This window comes from Ruegeria sp. YTSC230, assembly GCF_059609665.1.
Genome location: NZ_JBXWMC010000016.1, coordinates 19,685 through 42,940, shown reverse-complemented (window position 1 = coordinate 42,940; position 23,256 = coordinate 19,685). Strand labels below are relative to the sequence as shown.

18 protein-coding genes are annotated in these 23,256 nt (G+C 57.4%); 7 read left to right on the top strand and 11 right to left on the bottom strand.

Translation table 11 applies throughout. The annotated features are described in order from the left end of the window. Positions 1–127: 127 nt before the first annotated feature. The 3 genes from ade (at position 128) to AC2FD9_RS22325 (ending at position 3,808) form a co-directional block, all read left to right on the top strand. Complete coding sequence (ade, locus tag AC2FD9_RS22335) at positions 128–1,930, top strand: adenine deaminase (protein ID WP_496838862.1); 1,803 nt, start codon at positions 128–130, stop codon at positions 1,928–1,930. Next, entirely contained in the window at positions 1,927–3,390 is a 1,464-nt protein-coding gene (locus AC2FD9_RS22330; RefSeq protein ID WP_496838861.1) for an AMP nucleosidase, read from the top strand. The genes ade and AC2FD9_RS22330 overlap by 4 nt, the downstream gene beginning before the upstream one ends. A 130-nt stretch (positions 3,391–3,520) precedes the next feature. Then, positions 3,521–3,808: an HU family DNA-binding protein gene (locus tag AC2FD9_RS22325; protein ID WP_039533371.1), complete on the top strand. Its 288-nt coding sequence runs from the start codon at positions 3,521–3,523 to the stop codon at positions 3,806–3,808. 99 nt (positions 3,809–3,907) lie between these two features. Here AC2FD9_RS22325 and AC2FD9_RS22320 read toward each other — a convergent pair whose 3' ends face one another. Next, on the bottom strand, positions 3,908–5,803 hold the full coding sequence (locus AC2FD9_RS22320; RefSeq protein WP_496838860.1) for an amidohydrolase: 1,896 nt from the start codon (positions 5,801–5,803) through the stop codon (positions 3,908–3,910). A 185-nt stretch (positions 5,804–5,988) separates the two neighbouring features. Further along, positions 5,989–7,197 (bottom strand): BCCT family transporter, encoded by a 1,209-nt coding sequence (locus tag AC2FD9_RS22315; protein ID WP_496699973.1) that lies wholly within the window; start codon positions 7,195–7,197, stop codon positions 5,989–5,991. Positions 7,198–7,366: 169 nt separating this feature from the next. Between AC2FD9_RS22315 and AC2FD9_RS22310 the strand changes: the two genes are divergently transcribed. Beyond that, the gene (locus tag AC2FD9_RS22310) at positions 7,367–8,254 is read left to right on the top strand and encodes a DMT family transporter (RefSeq protein WP_496699972.1); all 888 of its coding nucleotides are present in this window, start codon (positions 7,367–7,369) and stop codon (positions 8,252–8,254) included. Here AC2FD9_RS22310 and AC2FD9_RS22305 read toward each other — a convergent pair. Further along, the gene (locus tag AC2FD9_RS22305) at positions 8,230–8,751 is read right to left on the bottom strand and encodes a glutathione peroxidase (protein ID WP_496699971.1); all 522 of its coding nucleotides are present in this window, start codon (positions 8,749–8,751) and stop codon (positions 8,230–8,232) included. The genes AC2FD9_RS22310 and AC2FD9_RS22305 overlap by 25 nt on opposite strands. 145 nt (positions 8,752–8,896) lie before the next feature. Here AC2FD9_RS22305 and msrB point away from each other — a divergent pair, with 145 nt between their 5' ends. Together msrB and msrA are read left to right on the top strand one after the other, a co-directional pair. After that, on the top strand, positions 8,897–9,346 hold the full coding sequence (gene msrB, locus AC2FD9_RS22300) for a peptide-methionine (R)-S-oxide reductase MsrB (protein WP_058279328.1): 450 nt from the start codon (positions 8,897–8,899) through the stop codon (positions 9,344–9,346). Beyond that, complete coding sequence (gene msrA / locus AC2FD9_RS22295) at positions 9,343–9,852, top strand: peptide-methionine (S)-S-oxide reductase MsrA (protein WP_496838637.1); 510 nt, start codon at positions 9,343–9,345, stop codon at positions 9,850–9,852. The genes msrB and msrA overlap by 4 nt, the downstream gene beginning before the upstream one ends. A 26-nt stretch (positions 9,853–9,878) precedes the next feature. Here the strand turns inward: msrA and AC2FD9_RS22290 are convergent, their stop codons facing one another. The 7 genes from AC2FD9_RS22290 to AC2FD9_RS22260 all read right to left on the bottom strand — a co-directional run bounded on the left by AC2FD9_RS22290 (position 9,879) and on the right by AC2FD9_RS22260 (position 21,117). Next, positions 9,879–11,882, bottom strand: coding sequence for a hydantoinase/oxoprolinase family protein (locus tag AC2FD9_RS22290; protein WP_496838859.1), 2,004 nt, complete (start codon positions 11,880–11,882; stop codon positions 9,879–9,881). A gap of 72 nt (positions 11,883–11,954) precedes the next feature. Next, positions 11,955–12,992, bottom strand: coding sequence for a tRNA epoxyqueuosine(34) reductase QueG (queG, locus tag AC2FD9_RS22285; RefSeq protein WP_496838858.1), 1,038 nt, complete (start codon positions 12,990–12,992; stop codon positions 11,955–11,957). A gap of 80 nt (positions 12,993–13,072) precedes the next feature. After that, positions 13,073–13,738 (bottom strand): FtsZ-binding protein FzlA, encoded by a 666-nt coding sequence (fzlA, locus tag AC2FD9_RS22280; protein WP_058275204.1) that lies wholly within the window; start codon positions 13,736–13,738, stop codon positions 13,073–13,075. 58 nt (positions 13,739–13,796) lie between these two features. Continuing rightward, positions 13,797–14,531 carry a monofunctional biosynthetic peptidoglycan transglycosylase gene (gene mtgA, locus AC2FD9_RS22275; RefSeq protein ID WP_496758375.1) on the bottom strand — a complete coding sequence of 245 codons (735 nt, stop codon included), beginning with the start codon at positions 14,529–14,531 and terminating at the stop codon, positions 13,797–13,799. Between the two features lie 162 nt (positions 14,532–14,693). After that, positions 14,694–19,226 carry a glutamate synthase large subunit gene (gene gltB, locus AC2FD9_RS22270; RefSeq protein WP_496758373.1) on the bottom strand — a complete coding sequence of 1,511 codons (4,533 nt, stop codon included), beginning with the start codon at positions 19,224–19,226 and terminating at the stop codon, positions 14,694–14,696. Further along, positions 19,223–19,657, bottom strand: coding sequence for a GFA family protein (locus AC2FD9_RS22265; protein ID WP_109313051.1), 435 nt, complete (start codon positions 19,655–19,657; stop codon positions 19,223–19,225). Before AC2FD9_RS22265 ends, gltB begins: the two co-directional genes overlap by 4 nt. A 26-nt stretch (positions 19,658–19,683) precedes the next feature. Continuing rightward, positions 19,684–21,117 carry an NAD(P)-dependent oxidoreductase gene (locus tag AC2FD9_RS22260; protein ID WP_496838857.1) on the bottom strand — a complete coding sequence of 478 codons (1,434 nt, stop codon included), beginning with the start codon at positions 21,115–21,117 and terminating at the stop codon, positions 19,684–19,686. A 229-nt stretch (positions 21,118–21,346) separates the two neighbouring features. On the opposite strand from AC2FD9_RS22260, the gene AC2FD9_RS22255 reads away from it, so the two are divergent. Beyond that, complete coding sequence (locus AC2FD9_RS22255; RefSeq protein ID WP_496838856.1) at positions 21,347–22,150, top strand: undecaprenyl-diphosphate phosphatase; 804 nt, start codon at positions 21,347–21,349, stop codon at positions 22,148–22,150. On the opposite strand, the gene AC2FD9_RS22250 is transcribed toward AC2FD9_RS22255, so the two are convergent. Beyond that, entirely contained in the window at positions 22,151–23,134 is a 984-nt protein-coding gene (locus AC2FD9_RS22250; RefSeq protein WP_496838855.1) for a complex I NDUFA9 subunit family protein, read from the bottom strand. It lies immediately after the preceding gene. Positions 23,135–23,256 lie beyond the last annotated feature (122 nt).

Sequence of the window (23,256 nt, the reverse complement as noted above, 5' to 3'; positions counted from 1 at the left end):
CCATCATCGATGCCCTGCCGGGCGTCTCTTCTGGTTGGACACTGCAGCGCTGACGCGCTGCGTGACGGTTTGATGATACCTGTTCACAAGGGGTTGAACCTTCCTGCGCATTCGGGAAAGTTGGGCCATGGAACACACACCCTTCCCTAGTTGGCCCGATGTCGCCCCCCGTCTGATTGCCGTAGCCGCAGGTCGTGAAGCTGCAGATTCGGTCATTCGCGGCGGAATCTGGGTAAATGTGCACAGCCGCGAAATCCTTCCGAACCATGACATTGCGATCGCTGATGGGCGCATCGCTTACGTCGGACCCGATGCATCACATTGCACCGGCCCAGAGACTCAGGTCATCGAAGCCACCGGGCGTTATATGATCCCTGGCCTGTGTGATGCGCATATGCATATCGAATCGGGCATGCTAACCCCGGCTGAATTTGCCCGCGCTGTCATTCCGCATGGAACCACCAGCATGTTCACCGACCCGCATGAGATTGCAAATGTCCTTGGCCTGGACGGCGTGCGCATGATGCATGACGAGGCGATGATGCAACCGGTGAACATCTTTACCCAGATGCCGTCCTGCGCCCCATCTGCGCCGGGACTAGAAACGACGGGGTACGAAATCACCGCCGAAGACGTGGCCGAAGCGATGAACTGGCCCGGCATCATCGGCTTAGGCGAGATGATGAACTTTCCCGGTGTCATCAATGGCGACCCAAAGATGCTAGCGGAAATCGCCGCAACGCAACGCGCCGGGAAAACCGTAGGAGGACACTACGCTTCGCCTGATTTAGGGCCTGATTTTGCCGCCTATGTTGCTGGGGGTCCGGCGGATGATCACGAAGGTACCTGCGAGGCAGACGCGATCGCACGTGTTCGGCAGGGGATGCGGTCGATGATGCGGCTGGGCTCGGCCTGGTATGACGTGGAAAGCCAGATCACTGCGGTCACGAAAAAAGGGTTGGACCCGCGCAACTTTATCCTGTGCACCGACGATTGCCACTCAGGCACGCTGGTTAATGACGGCCATATGAATCGCGTGGTTCGGCACGCCATCGCTTGCGGATGTGATCCGCTGATTGCCCTGCAAATGGCGACGATCAACACGGCGACCCATTTCGGGCTGGAACGTGAGATCGGCTCGATCACACCGGGGCGGCGCGCGGATATTATCCTTAGCTCGGACCTGAAAGAACTACCCATCGACACCGTGATTGCGCGCGGTCAGATCGTCGCCGACAGCGGCAAAATCACCGTGGATTGCCCGCACCTCAACTGGCCTGATACCGCCCGGAACACCGTGCATCTGGGGCATACGCTGACCGCTGCCGATTTCGAAATCCAAGCGCCTGCAGGGGCAAACCGCGTGCAGGCCAACGTGATCGGCGTGGTGGAAAACCAGGCTCCGACCAAAGCTCTGAAAGCTGAACTGCCGATCATCGAAGGATTGGTCGAGGGCGACGACGATGTCTGCCAGATCGCGCTGGTTGAACGGCACCAGGCGACGGGCGGCGTGACGAACGCTTTCGTTTCCGGATTCGGATATCAGGGCAAAATGGCCATGGCCTCGACCGTGGCACATGACAGTCATCACATGATCGTAGTCGGCACGGACCGCGAACAGATGGCACTGGCGGCAAATCGGCTGGCCGAGGTGGGTGGCGGCATCACCATCTTCCGCGATGGAGAAGAACTGGCGCTGGTCGAATTGCCCATTGCGGGCCTGATGTCTGACAGCCCTGCATCACAGGTTGCTACCAAGGCCGACGACATGGTTGCCGCGATGGTGGCCTGCGGCTGCACCCTCAACAACGCATATATGCAGCACTCATTGTTGGCGCTGGTCGTGATTCCGGAACTCCGGATTTCTGACCTGGGTCTGGTGGATGTGCGCACTTTTGAAAAGATTGACCTTCTGGAACCACTTGCATGACAATAATAAAAACACCCGACGCACCTAAACCGGAACAATTCACCGACCCCAAGGCAGCGGTCGCTCGGTTGGAAGCGCTCTATGAACAAGCAACCCGCTTTCTGTGCGACAGTTTCTCGGCAGCCATTGAGCACGGCACACCAACGGCGCGGTTCAGAGCCTATTACCCGGAAATTCGCATCAGAACGTCGTCCTATGCGCATGTCGACAGCCGCCTGAGTTTTGGCCACGTCTCAGAACCCGGCATTCATGCCACGACCGTTACACGGCCGGATTTGTTTCGGTCTTATTTGACCCAGCAGATCGCGTTGCTGATCAAGAACCACGACCAGCCGGTTACGATTGGGCCGTCCGACACACCAATCCCGGTGCATTTCGCGGTTGCCAACAATCCCGATCTGCACGTTCCGCAACAGGGCGCGGCCGGGTTCACGTTGCGCGATGTCTTTGACGTTCCCGACCTGACCACGACCAACGATGATATCGTCAACGGGGTGTACGACCACGAAGATGATGCCGGTCCGCTAGCCTTGTTTACTGCCCAACGCGTCGACTATTCGCTGGCCCGGCTTGCGCATTATACCGCGACGGATCCCAGCCATTTCCAGAACCATGTCCTGTTCACGAACTACCAGTTCTACGTCTCTGAATTCGAGAATTACGCGCGTGCGCAATTGGCCGATCCGGACAGCGGTTACACCAGCTTCGTTTCGACCGGGAATGTCGAGATCAAGGGCTCCGAGGAAGAGTTGGCCCAACCGCTGAAGCTGCCGCAAATGCCAACCTATCACCTGAAACGCGAGGACGGGTCCGGGATCACGCTGGTCAATATCGGCGTTGGGCCTTCGAACGCTAAAACGGCCACTGACCATATCGCCGTTCTGCGGCCCCACGCCTGGCTGATGGTCGGCCACTGTGCCGGGCTGCGTAACACGCAGGCGCTGGGGGATTTCGTTCTGGCCCACGCCTACCTGCGTGAAGACAAGGTGCTGGACGATGACCTGCCGGTCTGGGTTCCGATCCCGCCGCTGGCCGAGGTTCAGGTCGCGCTGGAAAGCGCCGTGGCCGAGGTTACCGAGTTGGAAGGATACGAGCTTAAGCGGATCATGCGCACAGGCACCGTCGCCTCGGTCGACAACCGCAACTGGGAACTGCGCGACCAATCCGGCCCTGTGCAAAGGCTCAGCCAATCCCGCGCCATTGCACTGGATATGGAAAGCGCAACCATCGCTGCAAATGGCTATCGGTTTCGGGTTCCCTACGGCACGTTGTTGTGTGTTTCTGACAAACCGCTGCACGGCGAATTAAAGCTTCCGGGCATGGCATCTGCCTTTTATACCACCCAGGTCAGTCGCCATCTTGCTATCGGAATTCGGGCGATGGAACATCTGCGCGGCATGCCGTTAGAGCGTCTGCACAGCCGGAAATTGCGTTCTTTCGACGAAACAGCCTTTCTCTGACGCAAAAAAGCAACGATTTCCCCATATTTTTAGGGTTTTCAACGCTACTATTCGTTGTGTTCGACCACAATATCCCGTTACAGTTACGCGGTGAGGCCCTATGTATCGGGCACGTTAAGGAGACCAAGAAATGGCAAAGCCTATGACAAAGACTCAGCTGGTGGCTGCTCTCGCTGAGGAAATGGGAACCGACAAGAAAGCTGCAAACGCAGCGTTGGAGGCCATGACCGGCCTGATCACCCGCGAAGTTTCAGCCGGCGGCGCAGTGACCCTGCCTGGCGTTGGCAAAATCTACTGCCGCGAGCGCCCCGAGCGCATGGTGCGCAACCCCGCCACCGGCGAGCAGTTCAAGAAAGAAGCGGACAAAGTGGTCAAAATGACCATTGCGAAAGCTCTGAAGGACAGCGTGAACGGCTGACCTCAGCTTTCACTGCAAACGATTGAGGGCCGCCGCTTGGGGGCCCTTTTTCTTTGCCTGATCTCAATTGACTTAATCAGAGCACCAGTATGCCCACTTTCACAGATGGGTATGAACAACCTTGAGCGCATGGTTCAGCATTGCTCGGTTGACCTCTTCATCAGCTAGAGAATTCGGAGCCAGCGTCGGCGTAAGTGAGGCTTTTTGCGTTCGCTCACCAACCGGAAGAACACGCCCCTCCATAACGGTTCCCCAAACATTAATGTCGCGGATCATCGCCGGGTCCACACTGAGGGGATTTTCATCGAGTACAGTCAGGTTAGCCCTTTTGCCTGGTTCGATACTTCCGATCTCATCACTCAGCCTGAGGGCGTAAGCCGCCTCGATTGTAACTCCGCGAAGCGCCATTTCAGCGGGCACCCTCTGATCCGCGCCAGCGATGCGACCGGACGTGGTTTCTCGATTGACAGCACACCACATCAGAAAAAGCGGGTCAGCAGGTGCCATCGGCATGTCGGAATGCAACGACCATGGAATTCCGGTGAGTGATAAGTCGCCTAAGCGAACCATCGAATCCGCTCGTTCCGGGCCAAGACCAACTTTTGAGTACTGATCCGCCGGCGCGGTAACGTAATATGGATTCCCGCTGACGATGGCTCCCAGCGCTCTGATCCGTTCGACCTGATCCGAAGCGCTGACAGCAAAATGCACTAATACGGTGCGGTGATCATATCTTGGGTTCCGGCGTAGATTCGATTCGAGCGTATCAAGAACCCGATCAAGTCCGGCATCACCATTGACGTGAATATGAATCTGATAGCCCGCGTCCCAGTAAATGCGGAACGCACGTTCAAACAAATCGTGGTCCATCATCCACTCACCGTCATGGCCATCAAGATAAGGATCACGAACCTGCATCAGCAGCGAATAAATTGCGCCATCTGCAAAAAGCTTTGCCTGCTTTGGCGCAAGACTTGTCATGCCACCATACCAAGAGGCCAGCTTTTCGGTTTCAGCAATGACTTGCGCATCATCCGAATAGGTCGCGACCATCGACTTTGCATCCACGATAAATGACCAGCGAAATGGCATGTCCGGGTTCGAGAAGACTTCGTTAACGCCGTCCTGAACCGGTTTAGAAAGAATCCCGCCCGGCTCGTTGCCGAAGGTAATGCCTTTGGCGTGCATATAGTCGCGCGTGATTTCCAGACCGGATCGCAGGCGTTCAGGGGTTGCGACCATATTCGCGATGTTAGGTAAAACTGCGAACAGACCCTGTTCCCAAAACCGCGCCTCTTCAAAACTGCTTTGCTCTTTTGCTGACGGGCTGAAAGTTTCAAACTTGTCCCGGGTGACACCGCCACGTTCCATTGCCGCCGAGTTCAGTACCATCTCGTGACATGAGCGCGCCCAAACAAGAATAGGACGTGTTTCGCTGATTGCATCGAGGTCAGAACGCGTCAACGGGCCGTAAAATGCCGGATGATACCCCCAGCTAAGCAAAGGTTCGTCTGGATCCGACTTTTCAGATTCCGCTTTGGCAAGACGCTCCATGAATTCTTGTTTGTCCGTGACACGCGGCACTGTTCCGCTCGGCAAAACCCAATCCTCAATTGCGAGGATTTCTGACGACATTGTTAGGGCAGCAAGCACCGGATGGTCATGTTGTGCAATAAACCCAGGAACGATCACGTTATCAGCGAACGTCGTATCAATTTCGTAAGGCTGGTCGCCTAATACGCGCTGTACATCTTCCAGTGTTCCCGCCCAAAGAATTCTGTCACCGACAACAGCAACCGCTTCGGCCGTAGGGCGCGCATCATCCAGCGTGATGATTTCTCGCGCAGTGTAGATCGTTGCCTGAGGCAGCGAGACTATCGATCCGCCGATATCCTGCAATGATCCGGTTTCCGCCAAAACATGCTGCAAGGGCGTCAAAGTTGCAGCAGAAGCAATTCCAGCACCCACGAATCTCCGGCGACCGATATCTTTCATAGTGAAGTTCCTTCAGACAGTACGGTTGGAATGGAATTCGGATTCAAAAAAATGAACTACTTCCATTACATTATCTGAATTTCATTCATTGTCTCGCTCTGACACGAAAAAAAACCCCACAGAGCATTCTGCGGGGTTTGATTTTTAGCGGCGCATCCGCCGCCTGTCGAAATTCAGGTTTTGGCTTAGTGAACAGTCTCAACCTTATGGAAGTCCAGATCACGATCTTCCGGCATTGAATCGATGCTCAGCACCTCTTTGCGCTTGGTGATCAGAATATAGACCACGCAGGCCAAGTACAGACCGACGACCACGGCTCCGATCCACTGGATCTGCAGCCACTGGCTTTGGAACAGCAGGGTGAGGACAAACAACAAAGCGACGTTGCCTGCGACGTAGATCGCCTTGCCGAACCGCTCGACAGTCAGGTTCAGGTTGTCGGTATAGAGGCGGATCAGGGAGTCCAGCGAGTTGATCACAAAGGTCACGCCCACGATCACCATCGCGATGTTGGTGATGCCCGCAGTGCTGATACCGTTCAGGTGATAGTAGTAGAGAACGGTGAACCAGATCGCCAACGGGATCGACGGGAAGATCAGCAGCGCCGCCAGCAATTGCCAGGTTTTCAGCCCACCAACAAAGCGCGAGGTGAACTGGCCAATCATGATCGACCACGCAAACCACCAGAACAGGTAGAAGGCGTGATAATCAGTCAACGGCAACACAAACTTGTGCAGATTGGCGAAATAGGCACCGATATTGCTGCCGGTTTCAACAATACCGGTCATGCCCATGCCCGCGGCAATCCACATTCCGAGGATCAGCGTGAGGAACAGGATAGTCGAACCTACAGACAGGATACGGACGTATTTCAGGTCGGTTGACGAATAAGCCGCCGCCAAAATGACAACAAATACGATGACATAGAAAGTGGTGACCACGGATTCGCCATCTCCGACCTCGGGCAGATAGCCGGGCAGGTAGATCAGGAACAGGCTGGCGGTGAAGGCGCAGGTGCCAATGATGACCACGTTGTTTATCAGCTTGACCAGCGGGATCTCAAAGAACTTCACGCGGGGTTCGATGACGCAGAAATAGAACGCTGTCAGGAAGTAGAAGGCCCAGATTAGGAAACCCCAGAAGCCGAACTCGATGGCCAGCGGGTTTGCGAAGGCATAGGCGGGTTCCTCGGCATAGCCGCCAAACTCGGTCAGCGGGAACATGATCAGGCCGACATCCAGACCGGATGTGAACAGGATCGCGATGAAGGTGAACAGATGCACTGGCGTGACGCCCACACAGCGCAGGTTCCACCATTTCACGACGAAGAAAGCGACCAGGCCCAGTGCCAGCAGGACGCCGAAAGACAGAATATACTCCAAAAGCACCAACATTCCTCCCTTGGTTTGTCAGAGTGCCGGCCACATACCCTTAATTGACTGATCAATCAATAAACGGGTTATCACAGAACACAACAGACGGGACCTGTGGTTTTTTTGACGCGCGGTGCTTGCACGTTTCAGATATTTCCGAAACAGTCGCGGCGTTTGGGAAAGGGTCACCATGGATCTGCGCGCCATTGCCATGGGGCTGGCATTTGCCTTTATCTGGTCGTCAGCCTTTACCTCGGCGCGGATCATCGTTGCCGATGCCTCGCCCCTTTTCTCACTGGCGCTGCGATTTTTGATATCGGGGTTGTTGGGGGTCGCAATTGCACGGGCGATGGGCCAAAGCTGGAGGCTGACGCGCGCGCAATGGTACGCGACTATTCTGTTCGGAATATGCCAAAATGCCCTTTATTTGGGTCTGAACTTCTACGCGATGCAAACCGTACAGGCGTCGGTCGCGGCGATCATTGCCTCGACAATGCCACTGATCGTGGCATTAGCCAGCTGGACACTGTTTCACGAGAAGCTTCGGCCGCTGGGCGTGATCGGACTGCTGGCCGGTTTCGCTGGCGTGGCATTGATCATGAGCAGCCGGATAGGCGCGGGCGCAGACCTGTTTGGCGTCATGCTGTGCGGGCTGGGTGCGCTGGCGCTCAGCTTTGCAACTCTGGCTGTGCGCGGGGCAACATCTGGCGGCAATTTTATGATGGTGGTTGGGCTACAGATGCTGGTGGGTGCGGCACTTCTGTTCCTCGCCGCACCCATTTTTGAGACGATCTACATTCACCCAAACGTACCGTGGATGCTGGCATTTGCTTATACGACCCTGTTCCCTGGCTTGTTGGCGACACTGATCTGGTTCCATTTGTTGAACAGGATCGGCGCGATCCGGGCCGCGACTTTTCACTTTCTGAACCCGGTGTTTGGTGTGGCCGTCGCCGCAGTTTTCCTGGGCGAAAAACTTGGGCCCATGGATGCAGTAGGTGTCGGTGTCACAACGCTGGGTATTCTTGCGGTGCAGTTGTCCCGGCAAACCGATCAGCGGAGCAAGGCCTCAACCTGACGCAACAGTTTCGGTGAATCCGGTTTCACGTTCGACCCATAGGTCGCAATCACTTCACCCGCTGGATCTATCAGGATCTTGTTGAAATTCCACTTGGGTACGAATCCCGTCTGCTGAGCAACCGCACGGTAGAACGGATGGGCCGCAACGCCCTTTACCGACGTGATGTCGGTCATGGGCAAGGTCAAGCCATAGTTCATCTCGCAAAACTGTTTGACCTCTGCCGCCGTGCCTAATTCCTGATTGAACGAATCCGAAGGGACGGCCAAAACCACGAGACCTCGATCAGCATAAATGTCATGGATCTTTTGCAAGCCAGCGTATTGCCCTGTGAACCCGCAATGGGATGCCGTGTTCACAACCAATACCGGCTTGCCTCGCCAATCCTCAAGGGACAAAGTGCCACCGTCGATCGAGACAAATTCACCGGTCAAAGGTGCTGCTTGAACCACGCGGGCAACCAGCAATAGGACGGATAACAGAAGCAGTCTGAACATGGCGTCACCTCCTTTATTGTGAATTACGTACGCGTCTGGCATTCGGATCACCTGCACGAGAACGCGAGCCGATTGAAATATGATTTTGATTTCCGCGCCAGTATGCCCAAATAAAGGCCCAAGTCACATCAACACCGGAGAAGCCATGACCCGCTACACCAAAGACCCCGAGGCCATTGCCGCTCTCTCACCCGAAGAATACCACGTCACCCAACGCAGCGGTACAGAACGCCCCGGCACCGGAAAACTGCTGAATAACAAGGAACCGGGTATCTACGTCGATATCGTCTCGGGCGAACCGCTGTTTGCCTCGGCCCACAAATACGAATCCGGGTGCGGTTGGCCCAGCTTTACCAAACCCATCGTGCACGAGCATGTCGAAGAAATCGAAGATCGCACGCTTGGCATGATCCGGACCGAGGTCCGCTCGAAACATGGGGATAGTCATCTGGGGCATGTGTTCCCCGACGGCCCGCGCGAACACGGCGGGCTGCGTTACTGCATCAACTCTGCCTCATTGCGGTTCATTCATCGCGATGAGATGGAGGCCGAAGGGTATGGCGAATACCTGATCCATGTGGAGGACATCCAATGACCACTGAACGCGCTGTTCTTGCCGGAGGTTGCTTTTGGGGCATGCAGGACCTGATCCGCAAGCTACCCGGTGTGTCTGGCACCCGCGTCGGCTATACCGGCGGCGACGTACCCAACGCCACCTACCGCAACCACGGCACTCATGCCGAAGGGATCGAAATCATTTTCGACCCCTCGCGGATCACCTATCGCGACCTGCTCGAGTTCTTCTTTCAGATCCATGACCCGACAACAGTGAACCGTCAGGGCAACGACCGTGGAATGAGCTATCGCTCGGCCATTTACTATGTAAATTCTGCGCAAAAACAGTTGGCCGAAGACACGATTGCCGATGTGAATGCCAGCGGCATCTGGCCGGGCAAAGTCGTCACCGAGGTCGAACCCGTAGGCGATTTTTGGGAGGCTGAGCCCGAGCATCAGGACTACCTCGAGCGCATTCCCAACGGCTATACCTGCCACTTCCCGCGCCCCGATTGGGTTCTGCCCAAGCGCAGCGCGGCTGAGTAACCGGTTGGCCCCCTTCCTAGCGGGGGCTAACCAGACGCCATCCTAGGGCGCCCGCTGGCTTCGACCGTGATCATCGCTTCGACAAACACGTCCTGCGCTTCGATGCGCGCAGTGCGGATGTCGCGATCGACAACCACCCGGATATCTGCTGCTCCGGCCTGTCGCACTGCACCCTCGGCCTGATCCGTCAGAACCGTTTCCAGCAACGCCAAGGCCTTGTCGGATTCTGTGAAGTCCTGGGGCCCTTCTTCCAGGTGAACCCGGTAGCGGCCTTCTGACGGAGACGTCACCGTTCCCGATCGGCGCAGAGTAAGTCGTCCAACAACCGCCCCGATCGCGTTGGCCACGCCTGCGTGTTCCGGCAGGATCATAGTGCAATGCAAACGATCCCCGACAGCCGGATAATAGCTTGGAGCCGAAGCGCCAAGACCTACCACATCCACGTTCAGCGATGCGTCCAGTGCCAGCAAACCGCGATGCCGCGCCAGCCCCTTCTGCATCAGGACATGCCGAGCAAGGTCGGCGGGTGAGAGGCAAAAACTCTCGGATTCTTCTGCGAAAGCGGTCTCTAACAAGGTCAAAGATGTCTGTTCGGTCAGTTGATCCACAATCATCTGCGCCAACTGTTCCGGGGTGGCGGCCAATCTATCGCCAGTCCCCACCCGCTTGCGCGCAACCAGCTCCAACGCCTTGTGGGCTGCGTCCGCATCCCAGGTATCCAATCGGCCCAAAACATGGCTGGCATCCGATGGCGTCACACCCGAAACCTGAACGACACCGCGATCCACCAGACGCGACAAAGCTCCGTTTTCCATACGGGTGCGCAGCAGGTCGCTTAGGGGCATGACGTTCTCGCCCAGCCTCTCCAACAGCGACTCTTCGCGCGCACCCAACCCGTCGGCGTTGATGCCGGGAACACGACGGGCGAACCGCGTGTCATGCTCACCCACAGTCGTCGCCCTTAGTTGGGTATCCAGTACGGCGTGAACGACCTCAGGTGCCTCGGCGGCAATCAGGGAAACCGGCAGCACCCGTCGCGGCCCCAAAAACACACCGCCACCCAGCCCTTCGGTGACCACATGCACCTGGCTGTCTCCACCCAGTCCGTGGGTGCGCATGGCAACCGCCTCAACCATCGTACGAAACCCGCCGACCTGCGCGCCCGCTGGGTCAATCGCCGGTTTGCCGTCTCGGATCAGCGCGACATCGGTGGTCGTACCGCCAATATCTGACACCAGCGCGTTTTGAACCCCTGTCAGCCAGCTTGCACCGACGATCGAGGCTGCAGGACCACTAAGGATCGTTTCAATCGGGCGTTCCCGCGCTTGTTCGGCGCTCATCAGGGCACCATCGCCGCGCACAACCATCATCGGTGCGGTGATGCCCAGATCAATCAAACGATCCTGCGCCCGCCCGATCAAACGGTCGATCATGCCAATCAAACGTGCGTTCAAAACCGCCGTGACCGCGCGCTTCGGGCCGTTCAATTTGGCCGACAACTGATGAGAGCACGTTACCGGTGCCCCGGTTTTCTCGGCAATAACACGCGCAGCATGCAATTCATGCGCCGGGTTCCGCGTTGCGAACTGCGCGGCAACCGCAAACCCAGAAACGTCTTTGTGCGACGTCAAAAATGCTTCCAGCGCATCGAAATCCAATGGAGCCGCCTCACCCCCGGCGTGGCTATGCCCACCGCCAATCACCAGCGCTGGATCACCCTTCAGCGCATCCCGCAGCCCATGTTTCTCAAGGTCTGTTTCCTTGAACCCGATGTAAATCAGTGCGACTCGACCACCCTGCCCTTCGACCAAGGCATTCGTCGCCAATGTCGTCGACAAAGACGCCATTGAGATCTGCTCCGGCGACACCTGTGCTTGATCCAACACTGCCGAGATCGCCTGTCCAACCCCAATGGCCAGATCGGCGCGCGTTGTCAGGGATTTGGCCGAGGCGATCACCTCTTTTTCATCCCGGATCAGCACTGCGTCCGTATAGGTTCCACCTGTATCCACCCCCAAAGCCAACGCCATCGGGATCTCCTTCCTGTTCGCTGCCGATGGGTGTAGCGGTTTGGACCGACACGTCCAGCCTGTTTGCGTCACTTAGGATAATCGTTTCACCGCCCAGCGCGCGGCGTCCGCCACCGTTGGGTCAGGATCATCGGCAAGCGACTGCGCGACGGGCATCAAATCTGACTGTTCCGAGTTGCCAATCGCGTACAGAACATTGCGCACAAACCGAACCCGCCCGATCCGCTTTATGGGCGAGCCTGAGAATTTCGCGCGAAACGCCGCATCATCCAACACAGCAAGCTCGGACAGCGGTGGCGCTTTCAGATCATCACGCGCGGCGTATCGCACATCGCTCGCGGCAACCGCAAATTTGTTCCACGGGCACGCTGCCAAACAATCGTCGCATCCGTAAATCCGGTTTCCCAGCTTTTGGCGCAGCTCTTCGTCAACCGGCCCTTTATGTTCGATCGTCAGATACGAAATGCAACGCCGCGCATCCAACTGATACGGGGCGGGAAACGCCTCCGTCGGACAGGCGCTCAAACAAGCTCGACAATTACCGCAATGGTCAGTTTCAGCCATGTCTGCAGGCAGGTCCAACGTCGTAAAAACAGAGCCTATAAAGGCCCAGTTTCCCCAGTCGCGGCTTACGAGATTGGTGTGTTTTCCCTGCCAGCCCAGCCCTGCCGCATGGCCCAAAGCCTTCTCCGGCACAGGCGCGGTATCAACAAAAACTTTTACCTCTCCACCGGCTTCCGCAATCAGCCAGCGCGCCAGCCGTTTCAGCCGCTTTTTGACCAGATCGTGGTAATCCTTGTTCTGCGCATAAACAGAAATCGCTGCCTTGTCCGGATGCTGCAGCACTTCGGTCGGATCATGGTCAGGCGTATAGCTCTCGGCCAGCATGATGACCGACCGCGCCTCTGGCCACAATGCGGCCGGATCGCCGCGCCAATGGGTCCGCTCGGCCATCCACCCCATCTGCCCGTGATACCCGGCATCCAAAAACGCCTGCAAGCGCGACGGCACATCGGGAACGTCCCAAGGTCGGCAAACACGGCAAGAGACAAATCCCTCGCTCAACGCCTGCGCCACCAGCTTTTCTTTTAAACCTGATCCGCTCTTCATCTGGCTACAAGTACCCTCGGGGGTGAATTGGCCCACACCCGGCCAAGAGCGGGCAGTCAGCCCGCTACACCCTTACCCTATCAGAAATCCAGATCAGCGTAATGCGGTGGCGGTCGGAACCCAGGAACCTGATCTGCCAATATAGACCGGAACGCAGGTCGTGACTTGATCTTGGCATACCAATCCTTGACCGCCTGAGAACGGTTCCAATCTACGTCCGAGATGTAATCCAGCGCAGACAGATGCGCAGCAGCGGCAAAATCGGCCAGTGTCATCTGATCCCCCGCCAGCCAGCGCCGATGATCCAGCAGCCATGCCATATAATCCAGATGATACTTGATCGCCTTCGCGCCTGCCTTGACGTTTTTGCTGTCGGGATACCCCTCGCCCGTCACCTTCTTATTTACCCGTTCATACAGCAGCCTCGATGTCACTTCGTGATGGAATTTGTCATCAAACCACCCTACCAGACGCCGTACCTCGTAACGCGCTTCAGGTTTTTTGGGCATCAGCGGCGGTTCAGGGCGGGTTTCTTCGATATACTCACAAATGGCGGCGCTCTCCGCCATGACCTGCCCATCAAGACGCAATACCGGTACTTTTCCGGCAGGGTTGCGGCGCAGGAAATCCGGGTCTTGTTCCCAGTATCGTTCCTCGACCAGCTCAACCTCGATCTTCTTTTCCGCAAGCGACAGGCGCACCTTGCGGCAATACGGGGACAGGGGAACATGAAACAGACGCGCCATAATCTTCCAATCGAACCAGTGAATACCCCCCAGCTTTAGCCTTGAGGGGCATAGGGTTTCAATCCTCGAAACAATCCGCGCGACCATCTGCGCGGATGGTGGCCGCCCCATCCAGTATGGATGCCGCCCGTCTGCGGGTCCGAACCGATGGGTCTGTGACGGATCTATTGCGAGGGGACGGCAGGATCGCCGCCAGCCGTGCCGCCTGAACCGACGACAACTTAGACGCACTCGTTCCATAGTATCGCTGTGCTGCCGCTTCGACCCCGAAGACGCCCTGTCCGGTCTCGGCAACGTTCAGATAGACCTCCAGAATCCGCTGTTTGCTCCAGAAGATTTCGACGACGGGCGTAATCGACGTTTCAAGCGCCTTGCGCACCCAACTGCGCCCCTGCCACAGGAACACGTTCTTCACGACCTGCTGGGTAATGGTCGAGGCACCCCGGCTGCCGCCATCTTCCAGCGCATCTCGGATTGCTTCAACGTCAAAGCCCCAATGCAGGCAGAAATTGGCATCTTCGGCGGCGACAGCAGATCTGCCCATAACCGGGGCAATTTCCTCTATCGGCACCCAATCACGCTCAACCTTTCCCAGTCGTCGCCATTCTGACCAGATCGTATGAGTCACCGGCGGATTGACCACCGAGTACAGCAGGACCAACCCAACGATGAAGGCCACGACACCCAAAGCGGCGCGTGTGACCCAACGACGAATCCGCGGGATCAGTGGCCTTTTTGACTTTGACGCCTTGCTTTTCTTTTTGCTCGACTTGCGCGCTGCTGTTCTTGCCATTTTGTTGCTATACGACGCTGTGGCCGGGTTTGGAACGGTTTATCTTGCCTGATCTGAGCGTTGCGCGGGTATGCAATCTTAAGCAAGGCCGGTCCGTAAATTTGAAAACCCCGCGTGTCCTTGGTGACACGCGGGGTTCTGATTTAGTCTAACTATTTCCGCTTACTCGGCGGGAACAGCAGTTGCCTCGGTTGTCAGAGGATGGCTGAGCTTGTTCAGCATCTCTTTCGGGCAAACCTGAAGGAAGTTGGCCTTTTCGACCTCCCAATGTTGCAGAATGTCAGCGGCCTTGCGGCTGTTGGTTTCAGCCTGATGTGTTTCGATCAGCGATTTCAACTGATCTTCCCAATGGTCGACGGTCACCGGACAGGTCACTAGCGTTTCCATGTTCATCAGCTGTCGGGCCTTGCCTTCGGGGTCGTACAGATAAGCCATACCGCCCGTCATGCCTGCGCCAAAGTTGGCACCGATGCCACCCAGGATCACCGCGATACCACCGGTCATGTATTCACAGCCGTTCGAGCCACAGCCCTCGATCACCACAGTGGCGCCCGAGTTCCGAACCGCGAACCGCTCACCCGCGCGGCCAGCCGCAAACAGGTGTCCATCGGTTGCGCCGTAAAGAACGGTGTTGCCGATAATGGTGTTCTCGTCCGCTTTCAGGGGGCTGACCTGCGGCGGACGCACGACGATTGTGCCCCCGGACAGGCCTTTACCGACATAGTCGTTGGCATCACCCGACACCTCGAGCTTTAGACCCGGGGCCGCGAAGGCCCCCAGCGACTGACCGGCCGAGCCTTGCAGTTTCACGTGCAAATGGTCCGGCTGGAACGTGTTCCGCATCCCGAAATTCTGCACGATATGGCTGGACACTCGCGTGCCCACGGTCCGATGCGTGTTCTGTACCGCATAAGACAGCTGCATTTTCTCGCCGTCTTTCAGGAACCGGGCGGCATCGCGCACGATTTCCGCGTCCAGTGTATCAGGCACCGCGTTCCGGTCTCTGTCGCGGTTGTAGACGATGTTATGGGCACCATCGACCGTGATCAGCAACGGGTTGAGGTCCAGATCATCCAGATGTGCAGAACCGCGGCTGACCTGCGCCAGCAGATCGGCCCGACCGATGATGTCGTCAATCGACCGCGCACCGAGGCTGGCCAGCAGCTCGCGCACTTCCTGTGCGTAGAAGGTGATCAGGTTGACGACCTTATCGGCATTACCGGTGAACTTTGCCCGCAGGGATTCGTCCTGAGTACACACACCGACCGGGCAGGTGTTCGACTGGCACTGACGCACCATGATACAGCCCATCGCGATCAGCGCCGCGGTGCCGATACCGTATTCCTCGGCTCCCATCATCGCAGCCATGACGATGTCACGACCGGTGCGCAAGCCACCATCGGTTCGCAGGGTCACGCGGTCGCGCAGGTTGTTCATCGCCAGAACCTGATGTGCCTCGGTCAGGCCCATCTCCCACGGCAGACCGGCGTATTTGATGCTGGTCGCGGGGGACGCACCGGTGCCGCCATTGTGCCCCGAGATCAGGATCACGTCCGCTTTGGCCTTGGCCACACCGGCGGCAATCGTGCCAACGCCCGAGGACGCCACCAGTTTTACCGTCACTTTGCAGCGCGGGTTGATCTGTTTCAGGTCATAGATCAGCTGCGCCAGATCCTCGATCGAGTAGATATCGTGGTGCGGTGGTGGCGAGATCAGGGTCACGCCCTTGGTCGAATGACGAAGACGTGCAATCAGGTCGGTGACCTTCATGCCCGGCAGCTGACCGCCTTCACCGGGTTTTGCACCCTGGGCGACCTTGATCTCAAGCTCTTCACACTGGTTTAGGTATTCGGCAGTCACACCGAACCGGCCCGAGGCCACCTGTTTGATCTTGGCCGACGGGTTGTCGCCATTGGGCTCCGGCACGAAATGCGCCGGGTCTTCGCCACCCTCGCCGGAGTCGGATTTCGCACCGATCCGGTTCATCGCAACGTTCAGCGTCTTATGCGCCTCGGGCGACAGCGCGCCCAGCGACATGCCTGGCGTGACAAAGCGTTTACGGATCGAAGTGATCGATTCCACTTCTTCAATCGGGATTGGTTTGCCCAGCGGTTTGAAATCCATCAGGTCACGCAGATGGATCGGCGGGTTCGACTGCATTTTGGCCGAGTACTGCTTCCACAGCTCATAGGACGCCCGGTTACAGGCCATCTGCATCATATGCATCGAGGTCGCTTCCCACGCGTGGGTCTCACCCGATTTCCGCGCCTTGTAGAACCCACCGATGGGCAGCACGTCCAGACCATTGACCCATGCCTTGGCGTGGATTTCCTCGGCCTTGGTCTGAATACCGGTAACCCCGATGCCGGAAATCCGGCTGGTCATTCCAGGGAAGTATTCGGCCACCATCGCACGGCTCAGGCCAACGGCCTCAAAGTTCAGACCGCCGCGATAGGACGAGATTACCGAGATTCCCATCTTGGCCATGATCTTCAACAGGCCCTGATCGATCGCTTCGCGGAAGCGGGCGACATTTTCGGTCAGGCTCCCGTCCAAAAGGCCGCGATCAATACGGTCGGCCAGCGAATCCTCGGCCAGATAGGCGTTCACCACTGTCGCACCACAACCGATCAGAACGGCAAAGTAATGCGGGTCGACACATTCCGCCGAGCGTACGTTCAACGAACAGAACGTCCGCAGGCCCTGACGGGTCAGGTGCGAGTGCACCGCACTTGTGGCAAGGATCATGGGCATCGCCACACGACCTTCGCCCGAGTTCATGTCGGACAGAACCAGATGCCCAGCGCCAGATCGGACGGCCTCTTCTGCTTCGGCTCTAACACGGGCTAATGCGTCGCTTAGTGCGCCTTGGCCGGGCTCAAAGCTACAATCGATCTCGGCCAGCGGTGCATCAAAGCTTTCAACCAGCTTGTCCCATTGCGCGTTGCCGACAAAGGGGCTTTCCAGAACCACAATCTCGGTCTGGCTGCTGTCTTCATCCAGCACGTTCTTGAGGTTCGCAAATCGCGTTTTCAACGACATCACGCGGTATTCGCGCAAAGAGTCGATCGGCGGGTTGGTCACCTGGCTGAAGTTCTGCCTAAAGAAATGGCTGAGTGGGCGGTATTGCTTGGACAGAACTGCCGAGGGCGTATCATCGCCCATCGAGGCCAGCGCCTCTTTGCCGTCCTCCGCCATCGGGGCGAGAATCTGTTCCAATTCTTCTACCGAATACCCCGCTGCAATCTGGCGCTTGCGCAGTTCTTCACCCGAAAAAATCGGGGTTTCGGTCACGCCTGCCAGCGTGGCATCCAGATCGTGAATCTTGCCGACCCATTCGCCAAATGGCAGCGCACGGGCCAGTTTGTTCTTGATCTGTGTGTCGCGGAACAACTTGCCCTTCTTCATATCGACGGCCAGCATCTGACCCGGGCCAAGCGCGCCTTTTTCGGTCACAGTGGCCTCATCAATCGGCACCATCCCGGCCTCGGACCCTGCAATGACAAGACCGTCGCCAGTTACTACGTAACGCATCGGACGCAGACCGTTCCGGTCCAGACCCGCACAAACCCAACGGCCATCGGTCATCGCCAGTGCGGCGGGGCCGTCCCACGGCTCCATCACCGAGTTGCAGTAAGAATACATGTCGCGCCAGGCTTGCGGCAGTTCGACCGCCTGCTTGGACCAGCTTTCCGGCACCAGCATGGTTTTCGCCATCGGGGCAGACCGGCCTGCACGCACCAAAACCTCGAATACCGAGTCCAGAGCCGCCGAATCCGACGAACCACCCGCAATGATCGGCTTGATATCCTCGGCATAGTCACCAAAAGTGCCACTGGCCATGCGGATCTCATGGCTTTTCATCCAGTTGATGTTGCCCTTCAGCGTGTTGATCTCGCCGTTATGGGCCAGCATGCGGAAAGGCTGTGCCAGCCACCACTGCGGGAACGTATTGGTCGAATATCGCTGGTGGTAGATGGCAAAGGCGCTTTCAAAGCGTTCATCCATCAAATCGGGGTAGAACACCGCGACCTGCTCGGCCAGCATCATGCCCTTATAGATGATCGACCGGCAGCTGAGCGAGGCCAGATACAGATCTGAAATCCCGGCGGCCAGTGCCGCCTTTTCGATGCGGCGACGGATCACATAAAGCTCACGCTCAAACGTGTCTTCATCCACACCTTTTGAGTTCGAGATCAGGATCTGCTCGATCTCAGGGCGAGTGGCGTTGGCTTTTTCACCCAAGCAGGTCACATCGACCGGCACATGACGCCAACCATAAATGTAATAGCCCATGCGTAGAACTTCGGTTTCCACGATGGTCCGGCACTGCTCCTGCGCACCGAAATCGGTGCGCGGCAAAAAGACCTGACCAACCGCAATCAGTTGATCCAGTCGTGGCTCATGCCCGGTGCGGCGGATCTGGTCATAGAAGAACGGAACCGGGATCTGCACGTGGATACCCGCGCCATCACCCGTCTTGCCGTCTGCATCCACCGCGCCGCGGTGCCAGATTGCCTTAAGCGCGTCGATCCCGGCATCCACCACCTTACGCGACGCTTTGCCGTCAATCGAAACCACAAGACCTACGCCGCATGAAGAATGCTCTTCATCCTCGGAATAGAGACCATTTTCGGCCATCCATTTGCGCTTGGCTTCTTCGGCCCGCACCCAATCGGCATCATATTTGGTCATTGGCTGTCTCCTTCTTCCGGCAGGGCATACATGGCTTCGACCTCGGCTTTGGTCATCTGCCGGCGCTCTCCTGCGAACGCGTAGCCCTCGGGCTTTTTATCTATGTAAAGTTCAAGTTTCAGCGGGTTGCCGGTGTCGTCGAAAAGACCGGCAGCCATTTGGGTTTGTCCGTGCATCTCGCCCGGCAAAGTGATCCGGTACCACAACGCCGAACCACAGTCCGAGCAAAACGCCCGCTCGGCCCATTCCGACGAGGTGTAGGTCTTGACCGGTCCCAAGGCGGCATAGCCGGGCTCGGCCGCGAAGGTTACCAGCATCGAACTGGTCCAGCGACGGCATTGATCACAATGGCAGGCTCCCAGCGAATCCCGCGCCGGAGTTGCGGTCACCGTGACCGCGCCGCACATGCATTGACCTTGCAATTCGGGCATCAGACCCTCCTGTCGCTGGGCTAGGGTTATTCGGCTGCGATGGCAGCCTTGGCGTTGAAGCGATCAATAATCGCATCGGCGCAGTCGCGACCATCACGAATGGCCCAGACCACCAAAGAGGCACCGCGCACGATGTCACCAATGGCATAGACGCCGTCCATCTCGGTCGCGCCAGTCTCGAACGCTGCCTTGACGGTGCCCCAACGGGTGACGGGCAGGTCGGGCTGGCCGAACAGGGTGGGCAGGTCTTCAGGCTCAAAGCCCAGCGCCTTAATCACCAGATCGGCATCTTCGACATAATCCGCGCCTTCGATCACCTCTGGTGCCTGACGGCCGGTCGCATCGGGCTGACCCAGACGCATCTTCTGCACCATCACGCCTGCAACGGTGTCGTCGCCGGTAAAGCCCTTGGGCGCGCTCAGCCATTCAAACACCACGCCTTCTTCCTCGGCGTTTTGGGTTTCGCGCTGCGAACCCGGCATGTTCGCCCGGTCACGGCGATAGAGGCATTTGACCGACGTGGCACCTTGCCGGATCGAGGTCCGCACACAATCCATCGCGGTATCACCGCCACCAATAACGACCACCTTCTTGCCTTCGGCATTCAAGCGGCCATTGTCGAAATCTTCGACGTCATCGCCAAAACTTTTGCGGTTCGAGGCGGTCAGGAAATCGATGGCTTTTTCAATCCCAGCCAGACCGCTGCCGGGCATAGACAGATCGCGCGATTTGTACACACCTGTCGCAATGATCACCGCATCATGCTTGGTGCGGATTTCTTCGAATTTAGCGGCGTCCACATCGCAATTCAGCACAAACTCGACTCCGCCATCGGCCAGCAGGTCATTGCGGCGCTGCACGATGTCTTTTTCCAGCTTGAACCCCGGAATGCCGTACATCAGCAGACCACCTGCGCGATCATAACGATCATAGACGGTGACCTGAATGCCCGCCCGGCGCAGCATGTCCGCGGCAGCCAGGCCGCCGGGGCCGCCACCGATGATGCCAACGCTTTCGCTGCGCTCGGCACCCGGAGCGGTGGGTTTCACCCAGCCTTTGTCCCAGGCGGTGTCGGTAATGTACTTCTCAATCGTGCCAATAGTGACCGTGCCGTGGCCCGATTGCTCGATCACGCAGTTGCCTTCGCACAGACGGTCCTGCGGGCAGATTCGGCCACAGATCTCGGGGAATGTGTTGGTGGCTTGGCTGGTTTGATAGGCCTCTTCCAGACGCCCTGTCGCGGTCAGGTGCAGCCAGTCAGGGATATTGTTGTGCAGCGGGCAATGCGACTGGCAGTATGGAACACCACACTGACTGCATCGGCTGGCTTGTTCCTTGGCTTTTTCTGCTGCGAATTCGGCGTAGATTTCATCAAAATCTTCTCTGCGGTCATCGGCGGCACGCTTTTCGGGCATGACGCGGTCGATCCGCACAAATTTCAGCATCGGTTGCTTGGCCACGGGTCAAACTCCATGAATTGGCTTGGTCACGTCTCTTTAAGAGATGCGACATCGAATGAAAAGTCAACTGTACTGACCTAATTTCGAAAACTGGGGGGGAATTTAGTGGTCGTTTGAATTTAAATGCGATTTTTAGTTCCGATTCGGACCTATATGCACGCTTTCCTTTTCCACAGCGCACTTATACCCATTGGGCAAACAAAGACGTGACCACAACACGGCGGGGCAGATGGGTCTTTTTCAATTGATTCTCGCGGCGATTATTCAGGGTATCACTGAGTTTTTGCCGATCTCTTCATCTGGTCACTTGATACTGCTGCCCAGCCTGACCGGGCTGGACGATCAAGGTCTGGCCATCGACGTGGCCGTGCATGTGGGCACTTTGGGCTCCGTGATTCTGTATTTCTGGTCCGATGTGAAACAGGCCGTCTCCGGTCTTCCCCGGGCGTTGACCGGCCGGGTCGACACACCACAGGCGCAGCTGGCCATGGGTCTGATCATCTCCACGATTCCCACAGTGATTGTCGGGGCTATCCTGTTCAAAACCGGCCTGATCGAGGCCTTCCGGTCAATGGCGGTCATTGGCTGGACCATGCTGGTTTTTGGCCTCGTTCTGTATTGGGCGGATCAAAAAGGGCCGCAAACCAAACAGGCAAGCGAATGGGGCCTGCGCGATGCGTTGATCATGGGACTATGGCAGGTTCTCGCTCTGATACCCGGAACATCCCGATCAGGCATTACGATCACCGGCGCGCGCCAACTGGGCTATACGCGAGAGGATGGCGCGCGGATCGCGATGTTGATGTCGATCCCGACCATTCTTGCCTCGGGCGTTTTGTTGTCGGTAGACGTGATCCGCGAAGCAGACGCCCAATTGGCCCGAGACGGGGCAATCGCGGCATTTTTTGCCTTTATTTCAGCCCTGCTAGCCTTGGCCCTAATGATGCGCCTGCTGCGCAGTGTCAGCTTTACACCTTATGTCATCTACCGCGTGATCCTGGGCGCCATCCTGCTTGTAATCGCCTATAGCTGATCAGGTCCGCAGATTGTTGGCCGAGTTCTGGATGTCGTCGTACTGACCCGAAGGGCGGAACTTCCACAGGTAATCAGGCAGCACGGATTCCAGCGTCGCTGGCTCGATCGCAAGATCGGCAAATCCTTTGGCCCCGTCGGAAACAACATTGTCGCGGCGCAGGTTTTTCAACTGATCGCGCGTCAGGATGTGGTTCGGGAACAGTTGGAAGCTGACGAACTTCAAGATGTCTAACACGCCCGCCATGATCCGGGCCACAAAGAAGGGCATTCCGATGATCACTCGGCGTCGGTAAATCACATCAAGCATCTGCTGCATCAGTGCGCGGAAAGTTTTCACCTCGGGTCCGCCCAGCTCATACACACCGGCTTCAGCTTGGCCCAGGACGCCCTGAACAGCGGCCTTGGCCACATCATCCACATAGACAGGCTGGAATTTGGTTTCGGCTCCGACCAGCGGCAGGAAAGGCCCCATCCGGGTCATCCCGGCAAACCGGTTGAAGAACTGGTCCTCGGTTCCGAAAATCACAGACGGCCGCAGAATAATTGCATCTGGCATGTGGGTCAGCACACCAGCCTCACCATGCGCCTTGGTTCGCGAATATTCGCTGTCGGACTCGGCGTCCGCTCCGATGGCTGAGATATGCACCATCCGGGAAATGCCCTGTTCGGCCGCCAAACGCGCGATCCGCTCGGCCCCGTCAGCCTGCACGGCGTCAAAGGCGTTCTTGCCCAGCTCGTTCAAAACACCGACGCAATTCACCACCGCGTCTGCCCCGTGCATCGCCGCCGCAACCGAGGCATCATCACGGATATTGCACAAAATGGGTTCGACCTGACCAACCACGCCATAGGGTCTGACAAACATCGCCTCATTTGGGCGCCGAACCGCCACCCGGACACGCCACCCTTCATTTGCCATGCGCCGCGTAATATACCGGCCGACAAATCCCGATCCGCCATAAATCGTGACCATTTTAGACATGAGAGGGCTCCTGCTTGTGGGTCCTCTTTCGATGTAGCTCTCTGAGCCTTTTCAAACAAGGCGCAATAACGCCGCGCACCAGCGAAAAAACCAACCAATTCAAACTGAATTTGGAAGCGAGG